21 protein-coding genes and 1 pseudogene are annotated in these 26,949 nt (G+C 38.4%); 19 read left to right on the top strand and 3 right to left on the bottom strand.

Annotation, left to right across the window (positions count from 1 at the left end; translation table 11 throughout):
• The first annotated feature begins 623 nt into the window (after positions 1-623).
• The 16 genes from H5201_RS12375 (at position 624) to H5201_RS12300 (ending at position 20,324) form a co-directional block, all read left to right on the top strand.
• Entirely contained in the window at positions 624-1,388 is a 765-nt protein-coding gene (locus H5201_RS12375; RefSeq protein ID WP_149982876.1) for an SDR family oxidoreductase, read from the top strand.
• A gap of 10 nt (positions 1,389-1,398) precedes the next feature.
• Positions 1,399-2,241 carry a bifunctional transcriptional activator/DNA repair enzyme AdaA gene (locus H5201_RS23460; protein WP_182718934.1) on the top strand — a complete coding sequence of 281 codons (843 nt, stop codon included), beginning with the start codon at positions 1,399-1,401 and terminating at the stop codon, positions 2,239-2,241.
• A 573-nt stretch (positions 2,242-2,814) separates the two neighbouring features.
• The gene (locus H5201_RS12365; RefSeq protein ID WP_182732223.1) at positions 2,815-3,327 is read left to right on the top strand and encodes a DUF3859 domain-containing protein; all 513 of its coding nucleotides are present in this window, start codon (positions 2,815-2,817) and stop codon (positions 3,325-3,327) included.
• 754 nt (positions 3,328-4,081) lie between these two features.
• The gene (locus H5201_RS12360) at positions 4,082-4,954 is read left to right on the top strand and encodes an alpha/beta fold hydrolase (protein WP_182718936.1); all 873 of its coding nucleotides are present in this window, start codon (positions 4,082-4,084) and stop codon (positions 4,952-4,954) included.
• Positions 4,955-5,002: 48 nt separating this feature from the next.
• On the top strand, positions 5,003-5,413 hold the full coding sequence (locus tag H5201_RS12355; RefSeq protein WP_259398532.1) for a hypothetical protein: 411 nt from the start codon (positions 5,003-5,005) through the stop codon (positions 5,411-5,413).
• 460 nt (positions 5,414-5,873) lie between these two features.
• Positions 5,874-6,383, top strand: a complete 510-nt coding sequence (locus tag H5201_RS12350; protein WP_182718968.1) for a ClbS/DfsB family four-helix bundle protein — start codon at positions 5,874-5,876, stop codon at positions 6,381-6,383.
• 579 nt (positions 6,384-6,962) lie between these two features.
• Positions 6,963-7,232: a hypothetical protein gene (locus H5201_RS12345; RefSeq protein ID WP_182718937.1), complete on the top strand. Its 270-nt coding sequence runs from the start codon at positions 6,963-6,965 to the stop codon at positions 7,230-7,232.
• Positions 7,233-7,335: 103 nt separating this feature from the next.
• On the top strand, positions 7,336-7,908 hold the full coding sequence (locus H5201_RS12340) for an SMI1/KNR4 family protein (RefSeq protein ID WP_182761302.1): 573 nt from the start codon (positions 7,336-7,338) through the stop codon (positions 7,906-7,908).
• Between the two features lie 51 nt (positions 7,909-7,959).
• Positions 7,960-8,373 (top strand): hypothetical protein, encoded by a 414-nt coding sequence (locus H5201_RS12335; RefSeq protein ID WP_182767974.1) that lies wholly within the window; start codon positions 7,960-7,962, stop codon positions 8,371-8,373.
• A gap of 296 nt (positions 8,374-8,669) precedes the next feature.
• On the top strand, positions 8,670-9,422 hold the full coding sequence (locus H5201_RS12330) for a DJ-1/PfpI family protein (protein WP_182718940.1): 753 nt from the start codon (positions 8,670-8,672) through the stop codon (positions 9,420-9,422).
• Between the two features lie 408 nt (positions 9,423-9,830).
• On the top strand, positions 9,831-10,748 hold the full coding sequence (locus H5201_RS12325) for a carbohydrate kinase (RefSeq protein WP_182718941.1): 918 nt from the start codon (positions 9,831-9,833) through the stop codon (positions 10,746-10,748).
• Positions 10,749-10,979: 231 nt separating this feature from the next.
• Positions 10,980-13,919 (top strand): SusC/RagA family TonB-linked outer membrane protein, encoded by a 2,940-nt coding sequence (locus tag H5201_RS12320; RefSeq protein WP_182767972.1) that lies wholly within the window; start codon positions 10,980-10,982, stop codon positions 13,917-13,919.
• 33 nt (positions 13,920-13,952) lie between these two features.
• On the top strand, positions 13,953-15,662 hold the full coding sequence (locus H5201_RS12315) for a RagB/SusD family nutrient uptake outer membrane protein (RefSeq protein ID WP_182784669.1): 1,710 nt from the start codon (positions 13,953-13,955) through the stop codon (positions 15,660-15,662).
• A 50-nt stretch (positions 15,663-15,712) separates the two neighbouring features.
• A complete protein-coding gene (locus H5201_RS12310) occupies positions 15,713-17,050 on the top strand; it encodes a sugar porter family MFS transporter (protein ID WP_182784668.1) in 1,338 nt (445 codons plus the stop codon).
• Positions 17,037-19,049, top strand: a complete 2,013-nt coding sequence (locus H5201_RS12305; protein WP_182784667.1) for a glycoside hydrolase family 32 protein — start codon at positions 17,037-17,039, stop codon at positions 19,047-19,049. The genes H5201_RS12310 and H5201_RS12305 overlap by 14 nt, the downstream gene beginning before the upstream one ends.
• 60 nt (positions 19,050-19,109) lie before the next feature.
• On the top strand, positions 19,110-20,324 hold the full coding sequence (locus H5201_RS12300) for an oligosaccharide MFS transporter (protein ID WP_182784666.1): 1,215 nt from the start codon (positions 19,110-19,112) through the stop codon (positions 20,322-20,324).
• Here the strand turns inward: H5201_RS12300 and H5201_RS12295 are convergent.
• On the bottom strand, positions 20,296-21,291 hold the full coding sequence (locus H5201_RS12295) for a LacI family DNA-binding transcriptional regulator (RefSeq protein WP_149982868.1): 996 nt from the start codon (positions 21,289-21,291) through the stop codon (positions 20,296-20,298). The genes H5201_RS12300 and H5201_RS12295 overlap by 29 nt on opposite strands.
• 575 nt (positions 21,292-21,866) lie before the next feature.
• Between H5201_RS12295 and H5201_RS12290 the strand changes: the two genes are divergently transcribed.
• Positions 21,867-23,387, top strand: coding sequence for an EAL domain-containing protein (locus tag H5201_RS12290; RefSeq protein ID WP_182718947.1), 1,521 nt, complete (start codon positions 21,867-21,869; stop codon positions 23,385-23,387).
• 256 nt (positions 23,388-23,643) lie between these two features.
• A complete protein-coding gene (locus tag H5201_RS23190) occupies positions 23,644-23,778 on the top strand; it encodes a hypothetical protein (protein ID WP_257326201.1) in 135 nt (44 codons plus the stop codon).
• A gap of 189 nt (positions 23,779-23,967) precedes the next feature.
• Here H5201_RS23190 and H5201_RS12285 read toward each other — a convergent pair.
• Positions 23,968-24,168 (bottom strand): annotated as a pseudogene (locus H5201_RS12285) (transposase); the annotation flags it as partial.
• Positions 24,169-24,830: 662 nt separating this feature from the next.
• Here H5201_RS12285 and ampC point away from each other — a divergent pair.
• Positions 24,831-25,994, top strand: a complete 1,164-nt coding sequence (gene ampC / locus H5201_RS12280) for a class C beta-lactamase (RefSeq protein ID WP_182784664.1) — start codon at positions 24,831-24,833, stop codon at positions 25,992-25,994.
• Between the two features lie 109 nt (positions 25,995-26,103).
• On the opposite strand, the gene H5201_RS12275 is transcribed toward ampC, so the two are convergent.
• Complete coding sequence (locus H5201_RS12275; RefSeq protein WP_182784662.1) at positions 26,104-26,925, bottom strand: PRC-barrel domain-containing protein; 822 nt, start codon at positions 26,923-26,925, stop codon at positions 26,104-26,106.
• Between the last annotated feature and the right edge of the window lie 24 nt (positions 26,926-26,949).

Genomic DNA, 26,949 nt, shown 5'->3' with positions numbered 1-26,949 from the left:
AAAAGAAAGGGTTCATCACTTCAACTGCTGGAAAAAGCCGAACGATAAAGCTATTGATAGGAATAAATCAGTTGCCTGAATTTAAGTAAGGCAACTGATCAGAACTTCTGTGAACGAGTACTAGTATGTTGCGATTAATTTAGATGTAGCGACAAATTAAATAGTTCGAACGAGTTAGCGGCCTAGCTTGCTGCATCAAATCAGCTAATTAACCTGCTTAACTGCTCAGGTCAGTAACGACTGTGCATACGAAAAATATAATTGCTTAAGGGTTAAACATTAGGTTTAATGGATAGATAATAAACACTGAGTAACGCAGGGACAGCATAGATACGACAGGCACACTAATTAAATTTGCTTGCTATAGCTTAGGTCATAAAAAGCCTTTCTATATATGTAAAGTCCATAGCATAAACAACACCAACTCTACACATCGAGCAGGTAGCGCCTCAGTCCGACAAGCGATTATGCAACACAAACTGCGTGTCGCATAAATACTAAAATGTTATAGCGCAATTGAAATTCAGCAAGATTCGGGTCGGCATTAATCGTTCGGCCTCCTAATATAGCATCTGTTCGGGCATATGCCCTTTAATTGTCAGCAGAGCTAGGAGAAATAATCGATGAACATATTGGCCAACAAAGTTGCTATTGTTACTGGTGCCAGCACCGGCATTGGCTATGCAGCCGCGAAGCTTTTTGCGAGAGAAGGTGCTGCCGTAGTGGTGGCAGCAAGGCGACAGAAGGAGCTTGATGAACTGGTGGAATTAATCAAGACTGAAGGTGGGCAGGCACTGGCACTAGCCGGTGATGTTGGCGAAGAAGCTTTTGCCAAAGCTTTGGTAGATAAGGCTGTAAGCCACTTTGGTGGCCTGGATATCGCTTTTAACAATGCTGCCATTCTGGGTGCTATGTGCCCTGTGCCGCAGATGTCGCTCACGGACTGGAATCAAGTTATTGCGACCAACTTAACCAGTGCATTTTTGGGCGCAAAGTACCAGCTGCCCGCCATGGCTGCCCGAAAAGGAGGTTCGTTAATTTTCACCTCTACCTTCGTTGGTTACACCGCAGGTATGCCAGGCATGGCTGCCTACGCAGCCAGTAAGGCTGGTCTTATTGGTTTGACTCAAGTGCTGGCGTCAGAGCATGGGCCTCAGAATATCCGGGTCAATGCCCTTTTGCCTGGTGGTACTGATACGCCAGCGGGACGTGAGTTTGCTAATACGCCAGAAGCATTGGCGTTTGTGCGTAACCTGCATGCGCTCAAGCGTATGGCGACACCAGATGAAATTGCTCAATCCGCATTGTACTTAGCATCCGATGCATCCAGTTTCACAACTGGTTCTGCGATGTTGGTAGATGGCGGTGTATCCATAAATCGTGTCTGAGAGGCAGAGTGTGTCAGACTATGACCGTATCGCACGTGCTATGGCATACTTGGTAGATCGTGCAACTACCCAGCCCGCTCTAGAAGAGATAGCCGCCCATGTGCATCTGAGTCCGTATCATTTTCAGAGGTTGTTTTGTCGTTGGGCGGGTACCACGCCAAAGCGGTTTTTGCAGGTCCTGACATTGGAGCGTAGCAAGGAGTTGTTGGATAAATCCCGCTCTCTGCTCGACGTTTCACATGAGATTGGCTTAAGCGGTAGTTCAAGGTTGCATGATCACTTTGTGCAGCTGGAGGCAGTGACACCGGGGGAGTATAAAAATAAGGGTAAGGAGCTACGTATCGAATACGGTGTGCACCCTACACCACTGGGGCCTATGTTTGTAGCTGTAACACAGCGTGGTGTTTGTAGGGTTGAGTTCATGGACTTCAATTACATTGAAGAGCTGCTGGATGACTTGCGTAACGCTTGGCCATTGAGTTCGATTGTTGAAAGCATCACATCTACGCACTATGTTATTGATGCGTTTTTTAGTAGTGATACAGCTGCCAAACATGGTCCGCTGTCGCTTCATGTGAAAGGTACGAATTTTCAGGTAGCTGTGTGGCGGGCGCTGCTGAAAATACCACCGGGCGCAGTGGCTAGCTATTCTCAGGTAGCCACAGCACTCAATGCGCCCCAATCTGCAAGAGCGGTTGGTAACGCCATTGGAGCAAATCCTGTTGCTTTACTGATCCCCTGCCATCGGGTAATACAGCACAGTGGTGCACTTGGTGGTTACCGTTGGGGGCCAGCCAAGAAGCTTATGGTACAAACATGGGAAAAAATGCGTGATGAACCTGTTTCGCTATAACAATGCCATGCAGCTGACGTTCTTATCTTACCCCGCGCGGCAGATGGCGGGCGTTGAGGCTGTAGAATTACTCTTTACAGGAACGAATGCACCTACTTTTAGTTGTTCAACTTTTAACCTTGAATCTACTATCAAGCTATGATCTAGTAAATATTATTCACCCACGGTAAATCGTTATGGCTCTTTCGTTGGGTGAGGAGTCAAGCGAGACTTATCCTACCAAAATAAATTCATTCCAATCAATTTCGCTGAGCAAATTGACCTTGCGCGGACAAACGAAAGTGAATGCTTTCACTTCACACTGCGGCAACTGTATTGCTTAGTTCATAATAGAGAAAAGCTGCAAAACACGATGCACTAATTAGGGTAGCCCTTGTCACCTCAAATAAGCCACTCAAACACCTTGCAAAATGCCAATTAAAATAACACCAAGTCCTCTTTTTATATTTTACGTAAAATCGAAGTAACTAATTGAATCAAAATAGGAACTCGGCTATGGTGAATGCATCAATAAGAATAAATTAAAAACGAGTAATTCTACAAGCTCGTTATTGCTTCAAGAAGGAGTGTAATTTGAAATTTAATGTAGTTGTTGGACTTTTTTTTCTTTTAATCAGTATGTTTACTTGTGGAGTAACAGTAGATCAAAGCCCTATCAAATCCCAAGTTTTAGATTATGCTTACGTAGCCAAAATAGGAGGAAAGCTGGTTCAAGATAATACTAGGGTTTCTAACTTTGTAAATGAAGATTACGAAATTAAGGTCTTAAAAGAAAAAACGTGGGTCATTCCTGCAAAATTAGGCACTGGTTTTTATATAGTTGTTGGCTTTGGTTATATTCCTTCTAGCGTTCAACACTTTGATCTTCAAATAAACTACCCAGAAATTACCTTACCATCAGGTGAAAAGAAGTCATCTATTTATAGGCAAATTGATGTTAGTGGACACGATGGAACTTTTGTTTGGCCTTTTGATTACTATTTTGATCTAGACTACGAAGTTGTGCCGGGAAAATGGGATATAAGAGTTTTTTCTGAAGGTAACTTAATTCATTCATCCGATTTCACGGTAATAGATAGTGAATAAAGTAGCTATAACATATATGAGCCTAACTCTATCAATAGTTACCAGTATTTTCTTTAACCGTTTTTATACAGTGACGGTCAATTCAAAATCAACTTTAATTCAATAAGCAAATTCGTTTACTTCGTCGGCGATGCGGCGGTTAAGCAAGTAGCTTACGGCAAACACATATAGGCGCGTTACGCAGTAATCGATTATTGCGATCTCATCGCAGCCAGGTTTTTCCCATATCCTTTTGGGATAGCTGGGGCGCTTCGACTAAATGGATTTAGGAGGTAGAGCGAAGCAGGATGCTAGAGCCGAGACATTCATCGGTTAACCTTATCATGGCACTATTCAAGGCGGCTGGTTTCATCATTGTGATCCAGTTATATTTAGGTGCGTAACGCAGTTATCAAGTCAGGTGTAAGCGACTTTGTTTATTGTATTAATGCACGCGTACTGAGTGTCTAATCAAGGCAAGTGGTTTAGGTCTGTAGGCATATAATCAGGTTAAACCTTGTTGGTTATTAACTCACCCAATTGATTCATGCTCAGCCTTATATCCAGTTAGATGTTCAGCTGAAATAAAAGGACAGACAAAAATTTTTGCAATATTTACTTTTAGATAAAATAGAAGTAACCGATTGAATCAAAATAGGAACTCGGCTATGGTTAATGCATCAATAAAAATAAATTAAAACGAGTTAATCTACAGGCTCGTTATATTTTAAGTGCTAAATTTTACTTCTAAATTAGCTATATAAGGGATTTTATAATGAAAACTGGACTTTTAGTTCTATTATTTATCGTAGCCTTTGGCGTATCTGCAAAAGACGTCATTAAACCAAGTGTTTCAGGCTTGTATCAAGTAGATAAAGTGAACCTTTTTATTGAATGTTATGGTGAAGCCTCCCCTTCAATAATTATCAATGCTGGCTTTGGTGGTACGGTTGAAGACGGAAACTGGAAGAAGGTAATACAATCACTTCACAAAAAAAATAGAGTGTGTATTTATGACAGAGCCAACTTGGGGAAAAGTGATAAATCGCAAGGCCATTATGATCTAGGCACTATTGTTGAGCATCAAAATGTATTGTTACAAAGGGCTGGAATTCAGCCTCCTTACGTAATGGTTGGACACTCTTATGGCTCATATCCTATTAAGTTATTTAATCACCTTTACCCTGAAAAGGTCAGCGCCATTTTACTTGTAGATCCTTCATTGTATGGCCAATTTAGAAGCCATATAAAAAAGTGGGATGCAAAAAATGACACATATGATGCTGATACCAAGAAGAATATGGAAGCTGAACTTGCTAGCTGGCATGGTGCTCCTGATAATCTAGAAAAAATTAATATGAGAACTAGTTCAACGTTCATTCAGCAAAGCGACGATTTTGGTGACACACCTTATGTATTACTTTGGAACAGAGACGCAATTTGGGTGCCTGCAAATCAAACTCCAGATAACTGGCATCCAGCAGTCTGGGAGCGTATTAAAAAGTCTTATTCTACCGAATTAAATAAGATGCAGACTTTATCTAAAGATACCAAAATTACATTTGCAACAACTCCAGAGCATTACATACAAAAACATGAACCAGAGATTGTTATCGCAGAGATTAATTATTTATTGAATAAACTTTGAAATGAGTAAGCAAGACATAACAAGCGCCTTAACTCCAACAATGTTAAGTTGTCATGGTTTTGGCAAACAACGCAAAGTCATGCCAACACATTATGTAATGGTCTAATTGGACTGATTTATATCTTTTTAGTAGGATTAACTAGAGTTGTTAAACGCGATAAAGATGGCTTAAGGCGCATTAAATGGGGGTTTATAAACCTTGTACTATTTAGCTTGTCCATATATCTCTATGTTAATCAATCCTTTCTAAAGTTTGGTGATATTACTGCGGCAAGTATTTGCTTGGCTTTTTTATCAGGGGTTTTGCCAATAACACTTTTATTTTCTTTATGGATTTCTTTAAGAGGAAAGTTGCAAAGTAAGTTAATAAAATTGGATATTGCATCGATCATGATGTCTATACAATTTTGTTTAGTATTGGCTGCTTGGGGGCAGATATCCACTATATTTTGGCAATAAATTGCAGAGCTTTAACACATATGAGCCTTAACTCTGTCAATAGGAACTAGTATTCTTTTTGACCGTTTTTATACAGTGACGGTCAATTCAAAATCAACTTTAATTCAATAAGCAAATTCGTTTACTTCGTCTGTCGATGCGGCTTCATCATTGCAAAAATAAGCTCTTATCACCGCAAATAAGCCACTTAAATATCTGTAACAAATTGAAAAATATCAATTAAAACAACACTAAATCCTATTTTATATTTTACGTGAAAGTCAGTTGTCGATTGAATCAAAATAGGAACTCGGCTATGGTTAATGCATCAAGTTCAGCTACAGGTTGCGCAGGAGTTGGTGAATGAAAAAACATAACAAAAGCATGTTGCATAAACTACTGAGTGGTTGGACGGTTTTTCCGCTCGTACCGCGCTACAAAACCGCCGCAAATGCAAGGCATTATGTGAATGGAGGTTAAATTGTCTTCTGTGCCAAGAAATAAGGATGAATTGGAGTTAGCCATAAACTCAGTGTTCCCAAAACTAATGGCTGATTATCGCTCAATTTCAAAAAGCAAAGCTCGTAAATTGGGCGTAGAAGGAAATATCAAAGGTACAATCATTAGCGTTAGTGACACAGTTGCTTACCTGATTGGTTGGGGCAAACTGGTCCTTAAATGGCATCATCTAAAGTCTCAAAATCAGGATGTAGATTTCCCTGAAACTGACTACAAATGGAATCAACTTGGGTTACTAGCTGAAAGTTTCCACGAAAAATATCGTGACTGGAAATACGATGATCTGCTTGTTGAGCTGGAGTCTACGGTTCACGAGATACTTTTACTCATTTCAAGTTTAAGTAATCATGAGTTGTATGGTGTTGCGTGGTATGAGCGATGGACTCTAGGGCGCATGATTCAATTTAATACGTCATCACCTATGAAAAACATGCGAACAAAAGTTCGGCGCTTCAATCGGGAATTCACATAACACATATGAGCCTTAACTCTATTAATAGGCACTAGTATTCTTTTTGACCTTTTTATTCAGTGACGGTCAATTATAAATCAATAAACAAATTTGTTTACTTCGTCGGCCGATGTGGCTTCATCATTGCAAAGGTAAGCCCTTATCACCGCAAATAAGCCACTTAAATATCTGTAATACTTTGAAAAAAAGCCAATTAAAACAACACCAAGTCCTCTTTTTTATATTTTACGTGAAAGTCAGTTGTCGATTGAATCAAAATAGGAACTCGGCTATGGTTAATCCATCAATAAAAATAAATTAAAACGAGTTATTCAACAGGCTCGTTATATTTATTAAGGTAGTTTAAATATCATTTGATAGTGAAATAGCTGCATTCATAGCAAAGTCAGACCAAAACGGAGAACGGGCTGATTTAGAAAAGTTAAAACGATTAAATAAAAAATAGGCGGTATTATTCCTAAGTGGTATATCGAGGCAATGTCCACACCTATTTTGCAATTTACTTCTTGGCTGGCAAAAATTTGAACCAGAAGAAGACTTTGATGGCATTGAAGAGATTCAAATTGTGAACATTGATTTATGGAAGAAGTTAATTGTGATTCCTACTCAGGGATGTATGTGTTGCCAGCAAACTATCTTGTTATTGGTTATGGCGCTGATTGGGCTGATAATTGTTTTGTAATTCCAACGGATCAAAGCGATGATCCGCCTCTTTATGAAGTGTTGCATGATGTGGCACTCAGCACTGAAGAGCTTGTTTCGACGATAAAGTCGGGTGCAGGTGGCTGTGAGAAAATAGCTGATAAACTGTCTATTTTTGTGGGCAATGCGATTGCACTAAAAACATAGCAAATTACTGCAGTGCGACTTGTGAACAGAGTAACAGAGCACGTGATATGGAGCTAATAAGCAATTTCACAGTTAATATGAACGATATTTAAGAGGAGGTTCTGTGGTTACTAAAGAAATAGAAAATATTGAGCGCAGTATTGGTAAGTTACCTAAATCTTACCGTGATTGGATCGAACAGGGTATTACAAAAGACAGCTCCTACAATATGTATTTGTTAGAGTGGATTTCAAGCTCAAATGTATTGAAAATTGAAATAGCTCCTGAGGGCGTACTTGATGGTATTTTGCCAATTGGTGTCTTCCATGGTGTTGCATTTTGGTGTTTGGATAATAAAAATAATGGCAGGGTCATTTTATGTCCACATGATGATATCGTTGCTGATTTTTATGCGCCTTCAGTTGAAGGGTGGATATATCGAATTTGCTTACAAGAAGCATCTAATTTCTGTGATGAAGACGAGATAGTGCAAAAACAGTTACAACTTTGGGCGTCTTTACTCGAAGAATCTAAACCTACTTGGGCTGAGCACATTATGTTGCTGGCAAAATCAAAGGTAAAAAATATGGGGCAGCACTCTGGCGTTATTTCTGACGAAGAGGTAGAAGCAATCATAGCTAAAGAATTCGGTTCAGAGTATTTAACAGAAAAAGTTGAGTTTTTAAACCCGGATTAACGTTAGTGGAGTCTCTTGAATTGGCTTCTATTTTTTTGGGAAGCAGTGTTAATGTGGGCATTGTGGAATACCTGTAAGGTGCATATGATCAATCAACTTAAAGTGACGAATATTGAGTTTTACTCGGATGAAACAGCATTAGTAACTGTTGAAAATGAACACTCAGCCGTTGACGTTTTTTGTCACATTTGTGAATACTCCATAGGTGATAAAGTTAATAACCTCCTTAAAGTGCTAGATGCCAACGTTAGAGCGGCGTACCTTGCCGATTGGCCGGTAGAAATGATTGCAGAAGCATCTAAAGAAAGAATTGAAAAAACGGGGCCTTATTCATACATAGGTTGTGGCAAAGTAATTGATGAAAATGAAGGGGTTATTGAGGTTCAAGGTTTTCTTATCGAGTTCGGTGATCTACCTTGCCAAGGCTCAGTCGAGTTTGAAATTGATAGGCTTGATTTATGGTAAATTGCTTAATAAAGCGTTGATGACAACTGCATTGATAGGCTAATAGATGTAGTCTGGAATGAGAGCGATAAAACGTTTTTTAGTCTTTACTGATAAAAAAGAAATTATTTTAACTTGTGATGGAGCGCCACGACGTGAAGTCGTCATATAACAAACCAATTATTCCGACCTTAACTCGCTACGCTCGTTTCGTCGGCATCTTGGGGCTTTAAGTGTCTAGGCTGATTCCGTATTTAAACCTTTTATTCAATTGTATCGTCTAAATAATGAATTTAATCATTTAAAAAAAGAAAACAATGAAGCTTTTTATATCTATTTTACTTTCAGTAATACTGTTTACTTCAACTAACCTAAGCGCAGAGTCGACAAAAAAAGTATTAATCATCGCATCAAATATGATCGATATGGGGGATTCTGAAAAACACGATGCGAGAAATAATTTATGGGAAGTTGCTCCACCGTACCATATTTTTATGAGCCATGGTTATGATGTCGATTTTGTTTCTCCAAATGGAGGAAAGGTTGAGTTCATGATGGATCCGTTGGGTATTAGTAGTTACACCATTAAATATGAAGGCTTTATGGATAAAGCGAAAAACAGCTTTGCTCCTGAACAAATTAACCCAAATGATTACTGGGGAATTTATATTGGTGGAGGGTATGGCCCATTATTTGATGTAGCTAATAACAAGGAATTACAATCAATTATCGCCAAAGTTTATGAATCTGGCGGTATTATTGGTGCAGGTGGTCACGGTGCCGGTGCGTTTGCCGATGTATTATTATCTTCTGGTCAGTATCTTGTTAAAGGTAAAAAAATTGCTGGTTTTCCTAATTCTACTGAAAAATCTAAGTCATGGGCTAAACAAGGTACTCTGCTACCTTTCCTTGTTGAAAGTCAGTTGAATAAAAATGGAGCTATTGCACAAAACAAAAAAACCTTAGAAGATAAACACGAAGTGGTCGTTGATCAAAGAATCGTTTCAACAATGTTTTTACCTTCAGCTGCTCTAGTTGCAAAAGAAATGATAATTTCTCACAAGCAGTAAATGCACATAACACATATGAGCCTTAACTCTGTCAACACAAGTTAACGAGTTATCAGCGATCCGTTAGAACTCGAGGTAAACTTCTACTCCAAATACCATTTAGGGATAAAAGTTTGCGGTAAAAATTCATAAATTAAACTCTCAAGCATATTATTTGCTTTATTTATAAGTTGCAGATAGACATTTAGTTAATTTTATTAACTTAAATAAACAACGTTGTCTTTTTGTTGCTTAGATGAAATAATATCTCACGACATTTATTTAACAAATATATCTGCATTTTAATTTTTAAGTTAAAAATGTTTAAGTTATTGAAATTTAATATCTTACTTTCTATGAAGTGAAAGGTAAGTTGAACTTTGTCTAATCCGTTATCTGACCATACGAAGCGTATAAGGAAGCTCTTGAATGAGTATAATTGTGAATCAAAACGTGGCTAATAAAATTAGTCTAGTTTGTTTTGGGGAGGTCCTTTGGGACTGTTTTGGCGCAACTAAGCGTTTGGGAGGCGCACCTTTAAATATGTGCTTTAGGGTTAAATCACTTGGAATTGATGCACAAATGATAAGTGCAGTAGGGGAGGATGAGTTAGGTGATGCTCTGCTTGACGAATTAAAAGAAAAGCAATTGAGTACAGAGTACATTGCTGTAAACCCAAACAAAAATACCAGTACGGTGCAGGTAACACTTGATAGCCATGGTTCTGCTAAGTACGAAATTATGCCTGATACTGCCTGGGATAATATTGTTTTAACTGATGAAATTATTGGCAAAGTTGAATCGACGGATATTTTTGTGTTTGGTAGTTTAATTGGCCGTACCGACACTTCATTAATAACTTTAAAGCAACTACTAGAACATGCGAAGTTTAAAGTGTTTGATGTAAATTTACGAGCTCCTCACTATCAACTTGAGAGCTTAATAGAATTAATGAATAGCGCTGACTTTATCAAACTAAATGATGAAGAACTATATGAAATAGCAAAAGGAATGGGGTGTAAATACCATTCATTAGAGCAAAACTTAGCATTTATAGCAAAGCAAACCAACACAGAGTTTTTGTGCGTGACGAAAGGAAACCATGGTGCTTTATTATCGATTAAAGGTAAAAACTACTATAACTCAGGCTACCTGATCGATGTTGTGGATACTGTTGGTGCAGGGGATTCGTTTTTGGGGGCTTTAATTTATCAATTGTGCATTCAAAACGATCCGCAACAGGCAATAGATTTTGCTTGTGCTGCAGGAGCTATGGTTGCTCAGCAGCTAGGGGCAACACCAGATATAACGCATCAGCAAATCTTAGAATTTATTGAACCATGTTAGCGTACAGCGTTGTATTTCAAGTTATACATATTTTTAATAAAATATTTTGTTATTTATATTGAATAGATGTTTTTTTAATGTTAAAAAGACAACGTTGTTTATTTGTGTTAGACCGATCAAGCCAAACAACAAAGTGTAAAAAGATATTTTTTTACGCCAAAAAGACAACGTTGTTAATTTGAATGATGAAATCAACATTCAAAAAATAAAATTAAAATGAGGACACACACAATGCTCAGATTTAGGAAAAACCAGCTTGCTGCGAGTGTTAGTACAGTATTGATAGGTTGTTGGCTGCCATCCAACAGCTTTGCCGCTGAACAACTGCAAGAAGAAGCGTCGGCCAAGGTTGGTATTGAAGTTATTGAAGTTTCATATGGTTATGGAAGTGTTAAAAAACAAGATTTAACCGGCGCAGTGAGCACAGTTGAGCTTGAAGATGTCGTTGATCAGCCTTCAGGTAATATCATGCAAAATTTGCAGGGGCGTGTGCCTGGCTTGCAAATTACAACTAATGGTTCACCTAACTCTGCAGCAACAGTGCGTATTCGTGGTCAAGGTTTAGGACCTTTAGGTAATAACGATCCTCTTTATGTTATTGATGGTGTACCAACTAAATCAGGCATGCATGAACTTAATAGCCATGATATTGCTGATATACAGGTGCTAAGAGATGCGGCAGCTGCAAGTATTTTTGGTGCTCGCTCTGGTAATGGGGTCATTATTATTACCACCAAAAAAGGGAATGAAGGGCTCGACTTTAATTTCTCTTTTAATCAGTCATATGATGATTTTAATTATGAATTAAATCCATTAAATACACAGCAAAGGGGACAAGCAGTTTGGCAAGCTGCAGTAAACGACGGCTCAGATCCAAATGCAGCAAGTTCTCTTTATAGCTATGATTGGAATAATGATTTTAATAACCCTCAATTAAACAACGTTGTTTTTCCTGAGTTTACGGATGCTGCAAAGGTGCAACGCCCAGCTGATACTAATTGGTTTGATGAAGTTACGCGCTCTGCAAAAGTAACCGATCTTAACTTTTCAGTTTCAGGTGGTTCAGACAAAGCTTCGATATATAGTTCACTTGGCTATTTCGGCTCAGAAGGTGTTGTTGATGGCTCAGAGTTTGAACGAATAAGCTTTCGCGTCAATTCTGATTATCAGCTAACAAATAAGCTTAAGATTGGTGAAAACTTTATAGTGACAAATCAAGAATCAAACTTGGTTAATGATCTGGCCGGTAATATTCTAACTTTGGCTATAGAACAACAATCTATCGTTCCTGTGTACAACGATAAAGGTGGCTGGGGAGGACCCGTCCCTGGTGTAACTGACCGTGATAATCCGGTTAGACTAATTGAAATGAATCGAGACAATGTTAGTAGATTCAATAAATTAATGGGAAATATTTTTGTTGAATATGAGGCAATAGAGGACTTAACACTAAAAAGCTCTATCGGTTTAGATTACGGGCAATACTACTTCAGAAACTATACCCGTGCTTTTCAAGCTGGCTCGCTAAACTATGGTGATCAGCTGTCAGTGACAGAAAACTGGAATAGCAGTTTTAGTTGGACTAATACCGCAGAATATAAGCTTGATTTAGATGCAAATCATTTTACGTTTTTGGTCGGTACAGAACAAATAGATTATGAGTATGAAGGATCTGTTGGTTTTGGTTCAGGTTTTGCGTCTGATGATCGTGATTATGCTCATTTATCACAAGCAACGGGTGATGTTCGTGTGGAAGGGGATGGCGATAAATGGTCTCTTAATTCTTATTTTGCGCGTATGGACTATAACTTTGATGACCGCTATTTAGCAGGTTTAACAATACGTCGCGATGGCTCATCTCGTTTTGGTAGTAATAATAGCTACGGTAATTTCCCCGCTATTTCTGCAGGTTGGGTGATCAGCAACGAATCATTCTATGATATTGAATTTTTATCTACCTTAAAGCTTCGAGCTAGTTGGGGCAAAACGGGTAATCAAGAAATCCCTACCGATGCAACATATACAACGTATTTAAGCCGTTATGCAACTCGGTCTTTATTCACTGATCAGCAAGATGAAGGGACCGCTTATGATATAGGCGGTGCAAATGGCGGCACGCTTCCTTCTGGATTTGTAAAAGCACAAACAGGGAATGATGACCTAAAGTGGGAAACATCAACGCAAACAAACATTGGTCTTGATTTTGGCATGCGTTACGAAACCATATACGGCAGTATCGATTGGTTTGAAAAAACCACAGAGGATATTTTAACGTTAACCAATCCACTTGCAACATTAGGTGAAGGCGCTCAGCAATGGGTCAATGGTGGCACGATTGAAAACTCTGGTTTTGAGTTTCTCATTGGCTACGCCGATTACCTTACTTTTGATAGCTTAGATGGTGATATCGATGTCGATATTAGCTTTAACATTTCTTCTGCTAAAAATAAGGTTGTCTCACTACCAGAGGATGTTGTGAATTCATTTGGTGGTAATGGTGATGATAAAACGATTGTTGGTCATTCAGTCAATTCTATTTATGGTTATGTCGCCGATGGGTTATTCCAAAATCAAGGTGAGATAGATGCTCACGCAGCGCAATCTGGGGCTGGTTTAGGCCGAGTTCGCTGGAAAGATTTAGACGGCAATGGCGTGATTGATGAAAACGATCAAAGCTTTTTCACCGATACTGATCCTGACTTTATGTATGGATTGAACATGAATTTCAAATACAAAAATTGGGATTTCAATATGTTCTGGCAAGGTGTTCAAGGAGGTGAGATACGTAATAGCTGGCGTGGATTTACTGACTTCACATCATTAAATATAGGCTCTAACTACGGTGATCGCGTTCTTGATGCATGGTCAGTTAACAATACTGACAGCAATGTACCGGCATTAACTTTAATCGATAACAATGGTGAAGGCCGTCAATCAAGTTTGTTTTGGGAAGATGGCAGCTACATAAAGCTTCGTAACTTATCTATCGGTTATACACCTGATGAACAGTGGTTAAGTCAATACGGTATAAGTTCTGCACGAATTTATTTGCAGGGAAGTAACTTATTGACCATTACTCCGTCAGGGACGCTAAGCCAGGATCCAGAAACTCCAAACGGCAACTTCCCAATTCCAAAACGTATTACGTTAGGCGTGAACCTTTCTTTTTGATTTATTAAAACGACAACGATACGAGCACATATTATGAATAAAATTAAAACACTATTTACAGCAGCTACACTCGCGCTTTCTTTATCATCGTGTGGTGGTTCTGATCTTGATGTTGCACCTTCTGGGGTATTAACCGAAGAGCAAGTTTCTAACAGTGAAAATGTAGATGCGTTGATTATTGCTGCCTACTCATATCTAGGAAACGATCATTATACCGCACCTAACTTTTTATGGCCGACAGGAAACTTACGCGCTGGAGACGCCCATAAAGGCGGTAATGGACCTGGTGATATCTTTGCTTATCATGCTTTGTCTTTATATCAACCAATAGTGCCTGATATGGAGTCTTTCCCGCCAGATTTAATTGATTTGAACAACAAAAAATGGGTACGTAATTACACCGGTATTTCAAGAGCAAACTCAGCATTAGCGGTAATCGCAAATGCGCCAGATGCCATTGAAAACAGTGCTGCAAAACAATCCGAACTGCGGTTCATTCGCAGTATTTTCTACTTTGATTTAAAAATACATCATAAGCATATCCCGTGGATTGATGAAACAATGACTCAAGATCAAATTCTTAGCGCTACTAATCGTGAGCTAAGCGATCAAGAGTTATGGGATAAAATTGCTGCAGATTTTGAGTTTGCTGCAAACAATCTACCACAAACCCAAAAAGATGTTGGACGCGCTTCAGCGTTATCAGCTAAGGCATATCTAGCTAAAACACTACTCTACCAAGCGTATGAGCAGAATGAGCTACATCAAGTTATTAATATTAATAAAGATAAACTTGTAAAAGTGGTGGCTCTGGTTGATGAAATTGAAGAAGCGGGCGTCTATGGTTTATTTGATGATTACGCGAATAACTTTTTGTTTGAAAGTGAGAATGGTAAAGAGTCAGTTTTTGCTATTCAGCGCTCTCTAAATGACGGCTCTCCAGATGGACGTGGTAGCTGGCCTAGTGCATTAAATGCGCCAATGGCTGGTGGTTTTGGCTGTTGTGGTTTTCATGTACCAACAGAAAATTTCGTTAATGCGTTTAAAACAGACCAACAAGGTTTGCCGTTATTCGACTCTTTTAACGACTTTAACTACGACATGACGACAGACTCAGTTGACCCTCGCCTAGATCACACTGTGGCAATGGAAGGTAAACCATTTAAGTATGACGAAAACTTAATTCATGGCGGTGATAGCTGGGCACGTGCCCCTGGTATTTATGGCAACTTTACGGCAATGAAAGATCTTGAACACCCTGACTGTAGTTGTCGTGGTGAGAATGGCCCTTTTCCTATCTTTTCATTAAATACACCGCTCATTCGTTACGCTGATGTATTGCTTTGGAAAGCTGAAGCATTAATTGAGTTAGATAGGTATGACGAAGCATTGCCAATTATTAACCGTATTCGTGAGCGTGCTAAAAATAGTACCGGTAAATTACACAACGCGAGTATTTATAACATGGGCTTATATACAAGTTTTGATTCTAAAGAACAGGCAAGAGCGGCACTACGCTTTGAGCGACGTTTAGAATTAGGGCTTGAAGGACATCGCTTTTTTGACTTAGTTCGATGGGGAATAGCGAAAGAAACGATTGATAGTTACTTAGCTATTGAAGCTGTACGTAAACCTTATTTGGTCGATGCTATTTTCACTAAAGGTAAACATGAGTATTTACCTATTCCGAACCAGCAGATGATTTTAAGTGGTGGGTCGTACACACAGAACCCAGGTTATTAATAGTGGTGGGTTTCGGCCCACCTTTTAATCGTTAAGTTTTAAGAGTGATTATGAAAAAAATTATTTATTGGTCAGTCACCGTTGCCGTTGCTGGTTTTTTATTCGGCTTTGATACAGCAGTTATATCCGGTGCGGATAAACCTATTCAAGCGTTATGGAATACGAGCTCGTTATTTCATGGCTTATTAATTATGTCTTCAGCTTTATGGGGAACACTACTGGGTGCCTTAACCGGTAATTACCCATGCGATAAGTGGGGTAGAAAACCCACATTAGTTTTAGTTGGGGTGTTGTTTTTAATTTCGGCACTTGGCTCCGCCATGGCACCTGACGCATATAGCTTCGCCTTATTACGGTTTATTGGTGGCGTGGGAGTGGGCATTTCTTCAATTGTTGTACCTGCTTATATTTCTGAGATTGCACCTGCTAAGTACCGTGGGCGTTTGGTTGCGCTTTATCAGTTTCAAATTGTATTTGGTATCTTAGTTGCGTTTGTTTCTAATTTTTTAATTGCAGGAACATCTGCAATTGACTGGCGTTTAATGTTAGGTGTGGAGGCAATACCTGCTCTGGCTTATTTATTAATGATCATTAAGGCACCTGAAAGCCCACGTTGGTTAGTGCAAAAGAAAAATGAGAAAACTAAAGCGCGTTCAATCTTAGTGACTTTAGGTGAACAAAACCCAGACCAAGTATTAAATGACATTGAACGCGACAAGTTACAAAACAGTCAATCAAAGCTATTTGGTGGTAGTTACAATAAGGCGGCTTTATTTGCATTTTTATTTGCCGCATTTAATCAATTATCTGGCATTAACTTTATCATTTATTATGCACCGCGCGTATTTGAACTTGCAGGGTTGGATGTAAATCAGTCATTACTTTCTGGCGCTGGAATTGGCGTGGTTAACTTATGTTTTACCATGCTTGGTTTATCGTTGATTGATAAATTTGGCCGACGTTCGCTGATGTATATCGGCTCAATTGGCTACGTTATTTCCCTCTCTGTAGTGGCGTGGGCGTTTAGTACTGACTCTGGAGGCTTAACGGTTGTAGCGTTTGTATTTGTGTTTATTGCCGCTCATGCCATTGGCCAAGGTACCGTTATTTGGGTCTTCATTGCAGAAATATTCCCGAACAAAGTACGTTCAAAAGGGCAGTCTTTAGGCTCCGGTACGCATTGGTTTTTTGCCGCAGCAATCACTTTACTTATGCCATTTTTCTTAGAACGTTTTAGTGCCACTGAAGTATTCACTTTCTTTACTTTAATGATGTTAGGGCAATTGATTTTTGTTGCGTGGTTTATGCCAGAAACAAAAGGACGTTCTTTAGAAGCAATTTCATTAGATACCAATAATAAGCATGGAGCATTAGATGCGAACCGTTAATTTAGTTTTAATTTCATCATTTTTGGCAGCATGTAGCATGACAAACCAAACTGAACAAACAGCCCTTAAGGGTGCAGATAAACCGAGCAAAGAGGCGTTTAGACCTGCTTTTCATTTTACCCCTAAAAAGCATTGGATGAATGATCCTAATGGTATGGTTTACTACCAAGGCGAATATCATCTGTTTTACCAGCATAATCCTGATTCATCGGTATGGGGGCCAATGCATTGGGGACATGCAATTAGTAAAGATATGGTTAATTGGCAGCATCAAGAAATTAAGTTGTTTCCTGATGAGCACGGTACTATCTTCTCTGGCAGTGCGGTGGTTGATTGGCAAAATAGCAGCGGCTTTGGCAGTAAAGAAAACCCACCATTAGTGGCTATATTTACCTATCACGATGATAAAAAGGCGGCACAGGGAGCGATTGATTTTCAAACGCAAGGCATAGCATATAGCACCGATAAAGGCCGCACTTGGAAAAAATACGCTAATAATCCGGTATTAAAAAACCCTGGGATCCGCGACTTCCGCGACCCTAAAGTAAGCTGGCATGAAGATACCGAGCAATGGGTTATGGTATTGGCTCAAGATGATCATATTGGCTTTTACAGCTCAAAAGATTTAAAAACATGGCAATTTGAAAGTAACTTTGGCGCTGATTGGGGCAGTCACGCAGGTGTATGGGAGTGTCCAGATCTTATTCGCGTGCGTATTGAAGGCACCGACGAATATAAATATGTTCTATTAGTGAGTATCAATCCTGGCGCGCCAAATGGCGGCTCTGGTACACAATATTTTGTTGGCGATTTTGACGGTGAAAAATTTGTACTTGATAGCGATTATCAAAAAATGCTTACATCAACACCCGCCGTTTTCCCTCAAGGACTTGATTTCTCTAATTTTAAGAGTGGTTTAAAGAATTGGCAAGTATCGGGTGAAGCATTTCATATAGTAAATGATCAACCAGCAAATACCATTGCCAGTTCTTTTAAAGGTTCGGATGAGGCAATTGGCACCTTAACCTCAAAATCATTTGAAATCGATCATGATTTCATTAACTTCAAGATTGCAGGCGGAAAGCCTCACAATAGTACCGCAATACAGTTGTTAGTTAATGGCGAGATAGTTAAAACCGCAAGTGGAAATAATACAGGTACACTGACTGAGCGTTCTTGGAACGTGAGTCAATTAAAAGGTCAGCAAGCTTATATTAAAGTGGTAGACAATGAACGAGGTGATTGGGGGCATATTAAAATCGCTGATATTGTATTTTCTGATAAAGCAGCAAAAGAAAAGTATGAACCTTCAATATGGCTAGACTACGGTACAGATAATTATGCTGGTGTAACTTTCTCTGATGTTCAAGACGGTAGACACTTATTTATGGGGTGGATGAGTAACTGGCAATACGCAAATCAAGTACCCACTGAGGTATGGCGCAGTGCAATGACAATTCCCAGAGAATTAAAGTTATTGCAAACGCCAACAGGCGTGCGTTTGGCATCTCAACCGGTTAAAGAGTTAGATAGTTTATTGAGTAACTCACAACAAAAGGCAACCTTAACTGGCGCAAATAGCTATCAGTTAGATGAGCTTTTTACAATTGAGCCCGGGCAATTTAAGGTGAGCTTTAGTATAGCGAACTCTGAACAAGTTACTGATATCGTGCTTAGCTCTGATACGGGCGAATACACTAAGCTGCAGCTAAACCCAGCTCAAGGGCAACTAATACTTGACCGCAGGCAGTCGGGTTTAAAAGACTTTGAAGATGGTTTTGCATCTTTACAAACTGCGCCATTACAAAAAGGACTTGAATATTACGATGTTGATATATGGGTAGATAAAGCGTCGGTAGAAGTATTTGTAAATGAAGGGGTTAGCTCTATGACCTCGATTGTTTTTCCAACCTCTCCTTATAATAAAATACAAGTGAGTGCTGAGCAGCCTTTGTCGCTTAGTGACGTAAAGTTAAACAATATAGCAATAGAAAAATAACATTTGAAGCGACTCTATAGTAATATAGAGTCGCTTACTTTTTATAAGGCTATGCGATATATGAGTAGTAATTATCGGCTATTAAGCGCCATTTTCTTTATTTATTTTATGGCATGGTCTTTTTCATTTTCATTTTTTCCTATTTGGCTTAGTCAAGAAGTAGGCCTCAACAGTGCTAAAGTAGGGGTCATCTTTAGTATCAATTCCATCATGGCTTTACTCGTGATGCCTTGCTATGGCATTTTGCAAGATAAACTCGGTTTACAAAAAACACTGCTTTACTTCATTGCATTTTTTATAATGTTGATTGGTCCATTTGTCAGTTATGTATACGCACCCTTACTACAAACACAGTTTTATCTGGCTGCTATTTTAGGAGGTGCTGTTTTTTCATGTGCATTTTTGGCTGGAGTCGGGACACTTGAAAGTTATATTGATAAACAAAGTCGCTCGACGAATTTTGAATTTGGAAAAGCTCGAATGTGGGGGTCACTAGGTTGGGCCATGGCAAGCTACTTTGCCGGTTTATCCTTTAATTTATCCCCTAGTTTAAATTATTGGTTATCAAGCATTGCGGCGGTTTGCTTAATGGGGTTATTAGCCTTTGTTAAGGTCGCAAAAAATCAGCCCGAAATAGCGCCTTCTCGAACTTTTTCTCCTGTAAAACAGCTTACAGCATTTTTTAAAATCGCAGGATTGTGGCGTTTAAGTGTATTTGTGATCGGTGTTAGTTGTATTTATGCGGTATTTGATCAGCAATTTGCTATTTATTACACCTCTTTTTTTGACACCCCAGAGCAAGGTCGAGAGTTTTTTGGCTATTTAACTTCAGCGCAAGTTATCCTTGAGGCTGCTGCTTTGTATTTAGCTGTAAAATGGGTGAATTATTTGGGCGTTAAAAACTCGTTGCTGTTAAGTGGTGTATTGATGGCGATACGAATATATTGCTCGGGGATTGTTAATGACTCTATCAGCATTAGTGTATTAAAATTGTTACATGCAATTGAGTTACCGCTGATGTTAATTGCATTGTTTAAATATATAAACATGCACTTTGAAGCTCGTTATTCAGCCATGATCTATATCATTGGCTTTCAATTTACTACGCAATTGGTGGCGTCAATGTTAGCCGTCGCTGTAGGTGTAGTATATGATAATGTAGGCTTTGCGTTAGCCTACCAATATTTGGGTTTGGTTGTGTGTGTGTTTATTGTATTATCGCTTTTTGCATTAAAGGCAGATGCAATTAAAACGAATCACGAGCAATTAGTTTAAATGGTAAGTGGTGGTGAACAATATCAGTGCGCTGCTCTATGAGGTATTCCATTGCCCAACGTCCCATAGCATGGTGTGGTAATGCCATAGTAGTTAAATTCGGTTGTAATAATTGTGGAATACTGCCCCAATCATCAAAACTAGCTATACCAATATCTTTACCAACGATCATTCCTTTATCATGCACAACAAAGTAAATTTCTAGCGCCATGGGGTCTTGACCACAAATAATTGCATCAGGTTTAAACTCGTCAATTACTCGCGCTGCAGACTCTCTCGAAGTAGAAATCTCACTACCATCGGCTTGACCAATAATCACCGATTCAATGAGTAAATCATCGAGTGGTAAGCCGTGCTTTTTAAATGAATTTATAACGCCTTGTTTACGGCCTTTGGCAGCAACTATATGCTCATTTAAGTTTAAGAAAGCAATTCGTCGATAGCCTTTACGGATTAACGCGTCAGTAATATCTTCACCGGCTTGCTGTTCATCAGGTACTACACAAGGGAAATTATTCAAAGCAGGAAAACAGTTAGCTAAAATTGTTGGTATTTTTTTTAGTTCATCAGCTACCACAACTTGGCGATGATACATTGCTGAATATATAACGCCCTCTACGCGATACTCTAAAAGGCTTTCTATAGCTCTGTCTATACTCGCTTGGGTTTCGTTAACATTGAGGATCAACAGTTCTTTATTTTTCTGCCACGCAATTTCTTGGGCACCACGAATAATATCAAAAGTATAAGGAACACTAAGCAGTTCATCAGCAATAATTGCGTAAATGTTTGAGTTTTTACGTCGCGTTAAACTTGCCGCACGATTAGGACGATAACCTAATTCTTTTATCGCTTTAAGAACTTTCTCGCGGTTAATATCTTTGACTGTTGGATCATTATTGACCACTCGCGATACAGTTTTAAATGAAACACCTGCGTGGACAGCGACTTGCTTAATTGTAACCATACTAGAATAAGACCCTCTGTGATTAAAAACAGTATAACAGCAGATTGCACTTTATTTATATGTTTTTGTTAAGGTTTGAGTTGTCGTTGTTATCTAAAGATAAACTTATTCAGAGGCTTACTTTTAAGTTATTGAGGCGAATTATACTCATGATGTAATTACATTGGCTAAACCTAGTAAGCCGAAAAGGTAATACCAAGCGTTGATATAATAGCTTAAAACATTAGCTCATCAGATTATAGAGTGAGCAGTCACAGTGAATCGAGTTTGATATATTACTATCTCTAATTGGCTCGCCATGGATCGCTTCGACTTTCAATGAGTGGAAGAAACTCGCTGACTTACCAGCTCACCGAATTTGAACCGCTTTATTTTTGATTCTTCGCGAAGTAGGTGGCAGCCTTTTTAATATGGCTAAGTCCTATGTTTTGGATACCTCAATAATTTCAGCTTTTCATACGCAAACAAGCTGCCAGCTGTTAAATAACATTTAATAGTAGGGGCTTGCTGCTAGCGTACGTTACAATTTAATGGTATTAAATGATAATTAATGTGCTAACTGCAAGGGAAAATCTATGTCATTGAGAGCTTTTAAAGAAAAACCAAGTGCAATAATTTTCTTTTTACCGCTTTTGCTACTGCTTTTAATTTGTATATCCCATTTTGGCGCAAACTATGTACAAATGCTTTATCAGAAAAAGTTTACGCAATCTCTTATTAGTAAAGCCGAAGAAATCTCCAGTGATATAAGCCAATCCATTTATCAGACAGAAGCCATTAACCCTCGACGCTGTGATGAAGAAACTGTAAATAAATTACGTATCCTTTTAACTAACTACCACTACACGCATGATGTTGGTTTAGTTAAACAAAATAGAATTATATGTTCGGCAAATTGGGGCATTTTAAAAGAGCCTGTTGAACTTAATGTTGATTTTTTTAAGGGCAATACAGGTTTTTATTTTGCGCAAAAAGTTGAGGGGATTTTTCCTATTGATGCCAAATATGATATTGCAAAACGTAACGGTATCGTTGCATTTACAATTCAAGATCCTTTTAAATATTTTGATCAAGCAAATAAGGATTTTTCGTTTAACATAACCTCTATTGATGGTTTGTACGTTTTCCATCAATTTGACTCCGAATTTCAGTTTGATAATGAATTTAACTTACTATCACAAGAAGTTAAAAGCTGTAGTACAAAGTTTGGCTATTGCGCTAGCGTGCTTAATAATCGCCCTGGGTTACTATTTTTTTCCACTTTGACTCTGACTGCAGTACTTTTACTACTTTGCGTTATTAGTTTTTTAATTATTTATTCTTTTATCTCATACATAGAAAGAACAAATTCGATTGAATTTCGATTACGTAATGCAATCGCAGATGAAAGTATTTATTTAGAATATCAGCCAATTTTAGAGGTCCAGAGTAAGCAGATTATTGGTGTAGAATGTTTAATTAGATGGAAAGATGCGGTACATGGGCAAGTCTCACCTGAGTTATTTTTAAGTATTGCTGAGCAGTTAAATTTATATCCGTCGATGGCATTTTCATCTGTACAGCGAGCATTTAAAGAGTTGTCGCCTTTTGTTATAGAAAAAGATGACTTTAGTATTGCGATTAATGTTAACTCCTTTGAAATTCAAAGTTCGGAGTATTTACCGTTTTTAAATGAGCAATGCGAATTATATAAAATAAGCCAAAAACAAATAAAAATTGAGATCACTGAGCGTATTGGACTGCCACTAAATGAGTTGTCACATTTTGCTTTGCAGGCTAAACGTTATGGGTTTACTGTTGCCTTGGACGATTTTGGCACAGGTGTTTCAAATTTAGTTTGGTTAACTGAAATTAACTTCGATATCATAAAAATAGACCGCATTTTTACCCAATCGATTACTGATCCTTTGAAAAAAGATATGCTACTGGCAATAATGGCACTATTCACTAACCTTAATCGTATTGTTATTTTTGAAGGGGTTGAAACGAAAGAACAGTGTGAATTCATTGAAAAGTATAATAAATGCTACCAGGTTCAAGGTTGGTATTTTTATAAAGCGCTGCCTTTAGATGCGTTGAAAGAATTAATAGTTTAAATAAAGCGGTTTTGCGGAACCGATCATTCACCAGGCCTTACTTGAGTTAGAACACTTATGTCTGACTCAAATAATATGCTTTTTAAATAGTGCTGGTTTTTAGCTAAAGCTGGTGCTTCAAATTTAAACCGTAACCATAATCAAACCAAATATAGTATTTAAGTGTTGTAGCGCACAGAGCTGGGGAGCTTTATAAACTAGGCTTTAAATCTCGGCCTTTTACATTAACGTGAGGGGCGAGAACTCTGAGGCAACTATGCAAAATCCAACTCATGATAAAAAAGTAGATGATAAAAAATCTGCTGAAACACTAAAAAAAGAAGCGGCAAGCAAGCGCGCAGCTTTAGAACCTGACACGAAAAAATCATACAGAAAACCCCAGCAAAAATAATAGAGTCGTTAATTATCTAACCAGTTTTCGCAAAGCATTATTTGAGCTTAATTAAGGGTTGAGTGGCATTATCGACAGGTATATTCGATAAATATGCAAGGAGCTAGATAATAGATGTTCTCTACTATTTGTGGTTCTTCACTCGTTGGTGAGGGATCATATTCTTGTTGTTTAAGGCTACTGAGAGCGCTACGTCATTAGGGGCTGTTGATCTTTGTGGTACATATATTGATCAGCCCGCATTGGTAGCCACATCATCGTAAATGCTAAAGCGAGCATTGAATGATAATTTCGTGCAAGCTTTTCATACCGTGTGGCTATCTTTCTATATTGCTTAATATGGCCAAATGTATTCTCAACCAAGTGCCGATATTTGTACATGCATCAGTCAATATCTTCATTACCTATTAAACTGTTATCCTTGCGTAGAATAACGGGTGTCGTGTTGTTATCACGAACCAACTTTCTCAGTTTTTTACAATCGTAGCCTTTGTTAGCAACAACGACTTTATTTGTTGAACAATTTGCTACGAGTGACTCTGTGTGAACTATACCATGTGTATTTCCGCACGATAATTCATAGAGAATAGGCAATCCTCTGCTATAACCTAAGTATTAGTTTGTTAATTTATGCTGCATACAACATTGGCTGTATTAATTTCACATTTATATAAATCATTCAGCAAAACATACCCATATTCTTCGTCTTTAATTATTTGAGCTTTGGGAGTAGTAAGCTCAAATCAAGACGATTTGTGCATTTCATTTTCTATGAACGTAGAATTTAATACCAACACCGTATTTTAATTCAGTAAAAATTAATAGTCGTACTCACAAAATAGCGGCGGCTTTGCTGACTTTTGCATTTAGAACGAGTAGATCTTGAATATGCTCATCTCTACCATTTTCAAAACGAGGTTAAGCTAAATATCAATATACTCCATTTACAATATTTGAATGAACTCAGGCGCCAGAATTCAATCCGAGAGTTGAGTTTTTATTGCAATATGGTTGCACTGGCGTGGCTATTTTATTCATTAACGAGAGATACAATGAAAATAATTTTAAACAAGCTTGTTATTACTACTTTAGCTGCAACTATAGTGATGTCTAATGATGCTCGGGCTGAAAATAATAATCAAATGTTGAGAAAAGCAGTCGATAAGCAAGCCGAGCGCTTAATGCAGCAGTACCAAATTCCTGGTTTAGCGGTGGGTATAATTGTTGATGGTAAGTCACAGTTTTATAATTATGGTGTTGCGAATAAAGAAAAGAACCAAGCAGTAACACAGAATACACTGTTTGAATTAGGATCGGTCAGTAAAACCTTTGCTGCAACCTTTGCGAGTTATGCTCAAGGCAATGGTACTTTATCATTTGATGACACTGTTGATAAATATCTACCTGAGTTGAAAAATAGCGTTATTGGCAGCACAAAACTTACACAGTTAGCTACCTATACAGCAGGTGGTCTGCCTTTACAGTTCCCTGATAATGTTAAGACTGACGATGATATGATGCAATATTATAAATCTTGGCAGCCAACCTTTGCTGAAAATTCACAACGACTCTATTCAAATCCAAGTATAGGTTTATTTGGCTATGTTTCTGCATTAAGTATGAAAGTTGATTATGCACAGTTTCTGGAAATTAAAATATTTCCGTCGTTAGGCATGTCAAATACGTTTGTTAATGTCCCAGCAAATAAAATGAATGATTATGCATTTGGATATAATGCTTCAGGCGATGCTGTGAGAGTAAATCCCGGTATGCTGGATGCACAAGCATATGGCATTAAGTCTACTAGTGCAGATATGGTGCAATTTATTAAAGCGAATTTAGGGTTAGTCTCTCTCGATGATAAAATCAATACGGCCTTGAAAAGTACTAGGAAGGGCTATTATCAAGCGAGCACTTTCACGCAAGGACTAGCGTGGGAAATGTATCCTTTACCAACTAACTTGGCTGCTCTGTTAGCTGGAAATTCAGTTGAAACCATTACACAACCTCAACCAATCGATATTAATAATTCTCCTCAAGTAGCTTTGCATAATGGCTGGATCAATAAAACAGGTTCAACAAATGGGTTTGGCGCATATATTGTATTTATTCCGGCAAAAAATGCTGGAATTGTTATGTTAGCAAACAAATATTACCCCAACGTAGAACGGGTCAAAGCCGCCTATGCGATTTTAGATTCAGTTATCAGCAGATAACGAAGAATAAAAAGCCACTCATTAGTTTAGTGAGTGGTGTTTTTTTATTTATTGAATATGACTTTTTGCCAAATTTTTTTCGCTAGGCATTACTTGAAAGCCGATCATTTCAGCAATCCTTTTTCGCTTTTGCTAGTTTGTCCCAGTAACCCGCTAGTTCGTAATGTTGATATATATCTGTTTCAAACTCGGGAGTTATTTGCAAGTTATAATCATACTCTGGCGCATCTTTTATTACTTGGCGGTTGAGATCAACACTGATGGTTTTGTCGAGCCAGCATACTTCGCTGATCCACTCTGGTGGCACGAGCACTTTATGTCCACCCCACCAATTACTGGTATCGATGATCAGATAACGCACCGCCCACGTTGTTTCTTCTACTAATAATCCAGATACATGACCAATATCACCATCATTTGCATTAATATGATAGCCAATAACCTCTTTGCAACTTCGTAAATTTGGATCGGCTTTTTTATTATCTTCACTTTTAACATTATGGTGAGTTAGTTGTGCGCTGCGTGCACCTGCTTCTGTATGTGGGAGGTGTTGGTGGTCACGGTACAATAAATAAGGGTAAATACCGCCTCCCCAAAATCCTTCGCCTACCCAATAATAAGGGTAGCCATAATAATCGAGTAAGCTGGCCTCATTTTGCCGTGACACGGGTTTATCGTTATCGATAGTTGGGCTGTTTTTAACTTGTTCTTTACTGATCAACACAGGCAGAATTTTTTCTATCCAGTTTGGTTTTTGAACCGCAATTGGTGAGATCAAAACCTGACGGCTGGATAGCCAAGAACCTGTTTCAACAACAAAATAGCGGATCAACCATGCTAAATCATCGAATAGAAAATATTTTTCTTTACCGATCACACCATCGGTAGCAGCGATAGCGCAATTTTCAAGATCTTTCATGCTACGTAACATAGTAGTTATCCTTTTTAATGGGGT

Origin of the sequence: Pseudoalteromonas sp. SG43-6, assembly GCF_014164365.1 — a bacterium.
GTDB lineage: Bacteria > Pseudomonadota > Gammaproteobacteria > Enterobacterales > Alteromonadaceae > Pseudoalteromonas > Pseudoalteromonas rhizosphaerae.
This window is presented reverse-complemented; position numbering and strand designations above follow the sequence as displayed.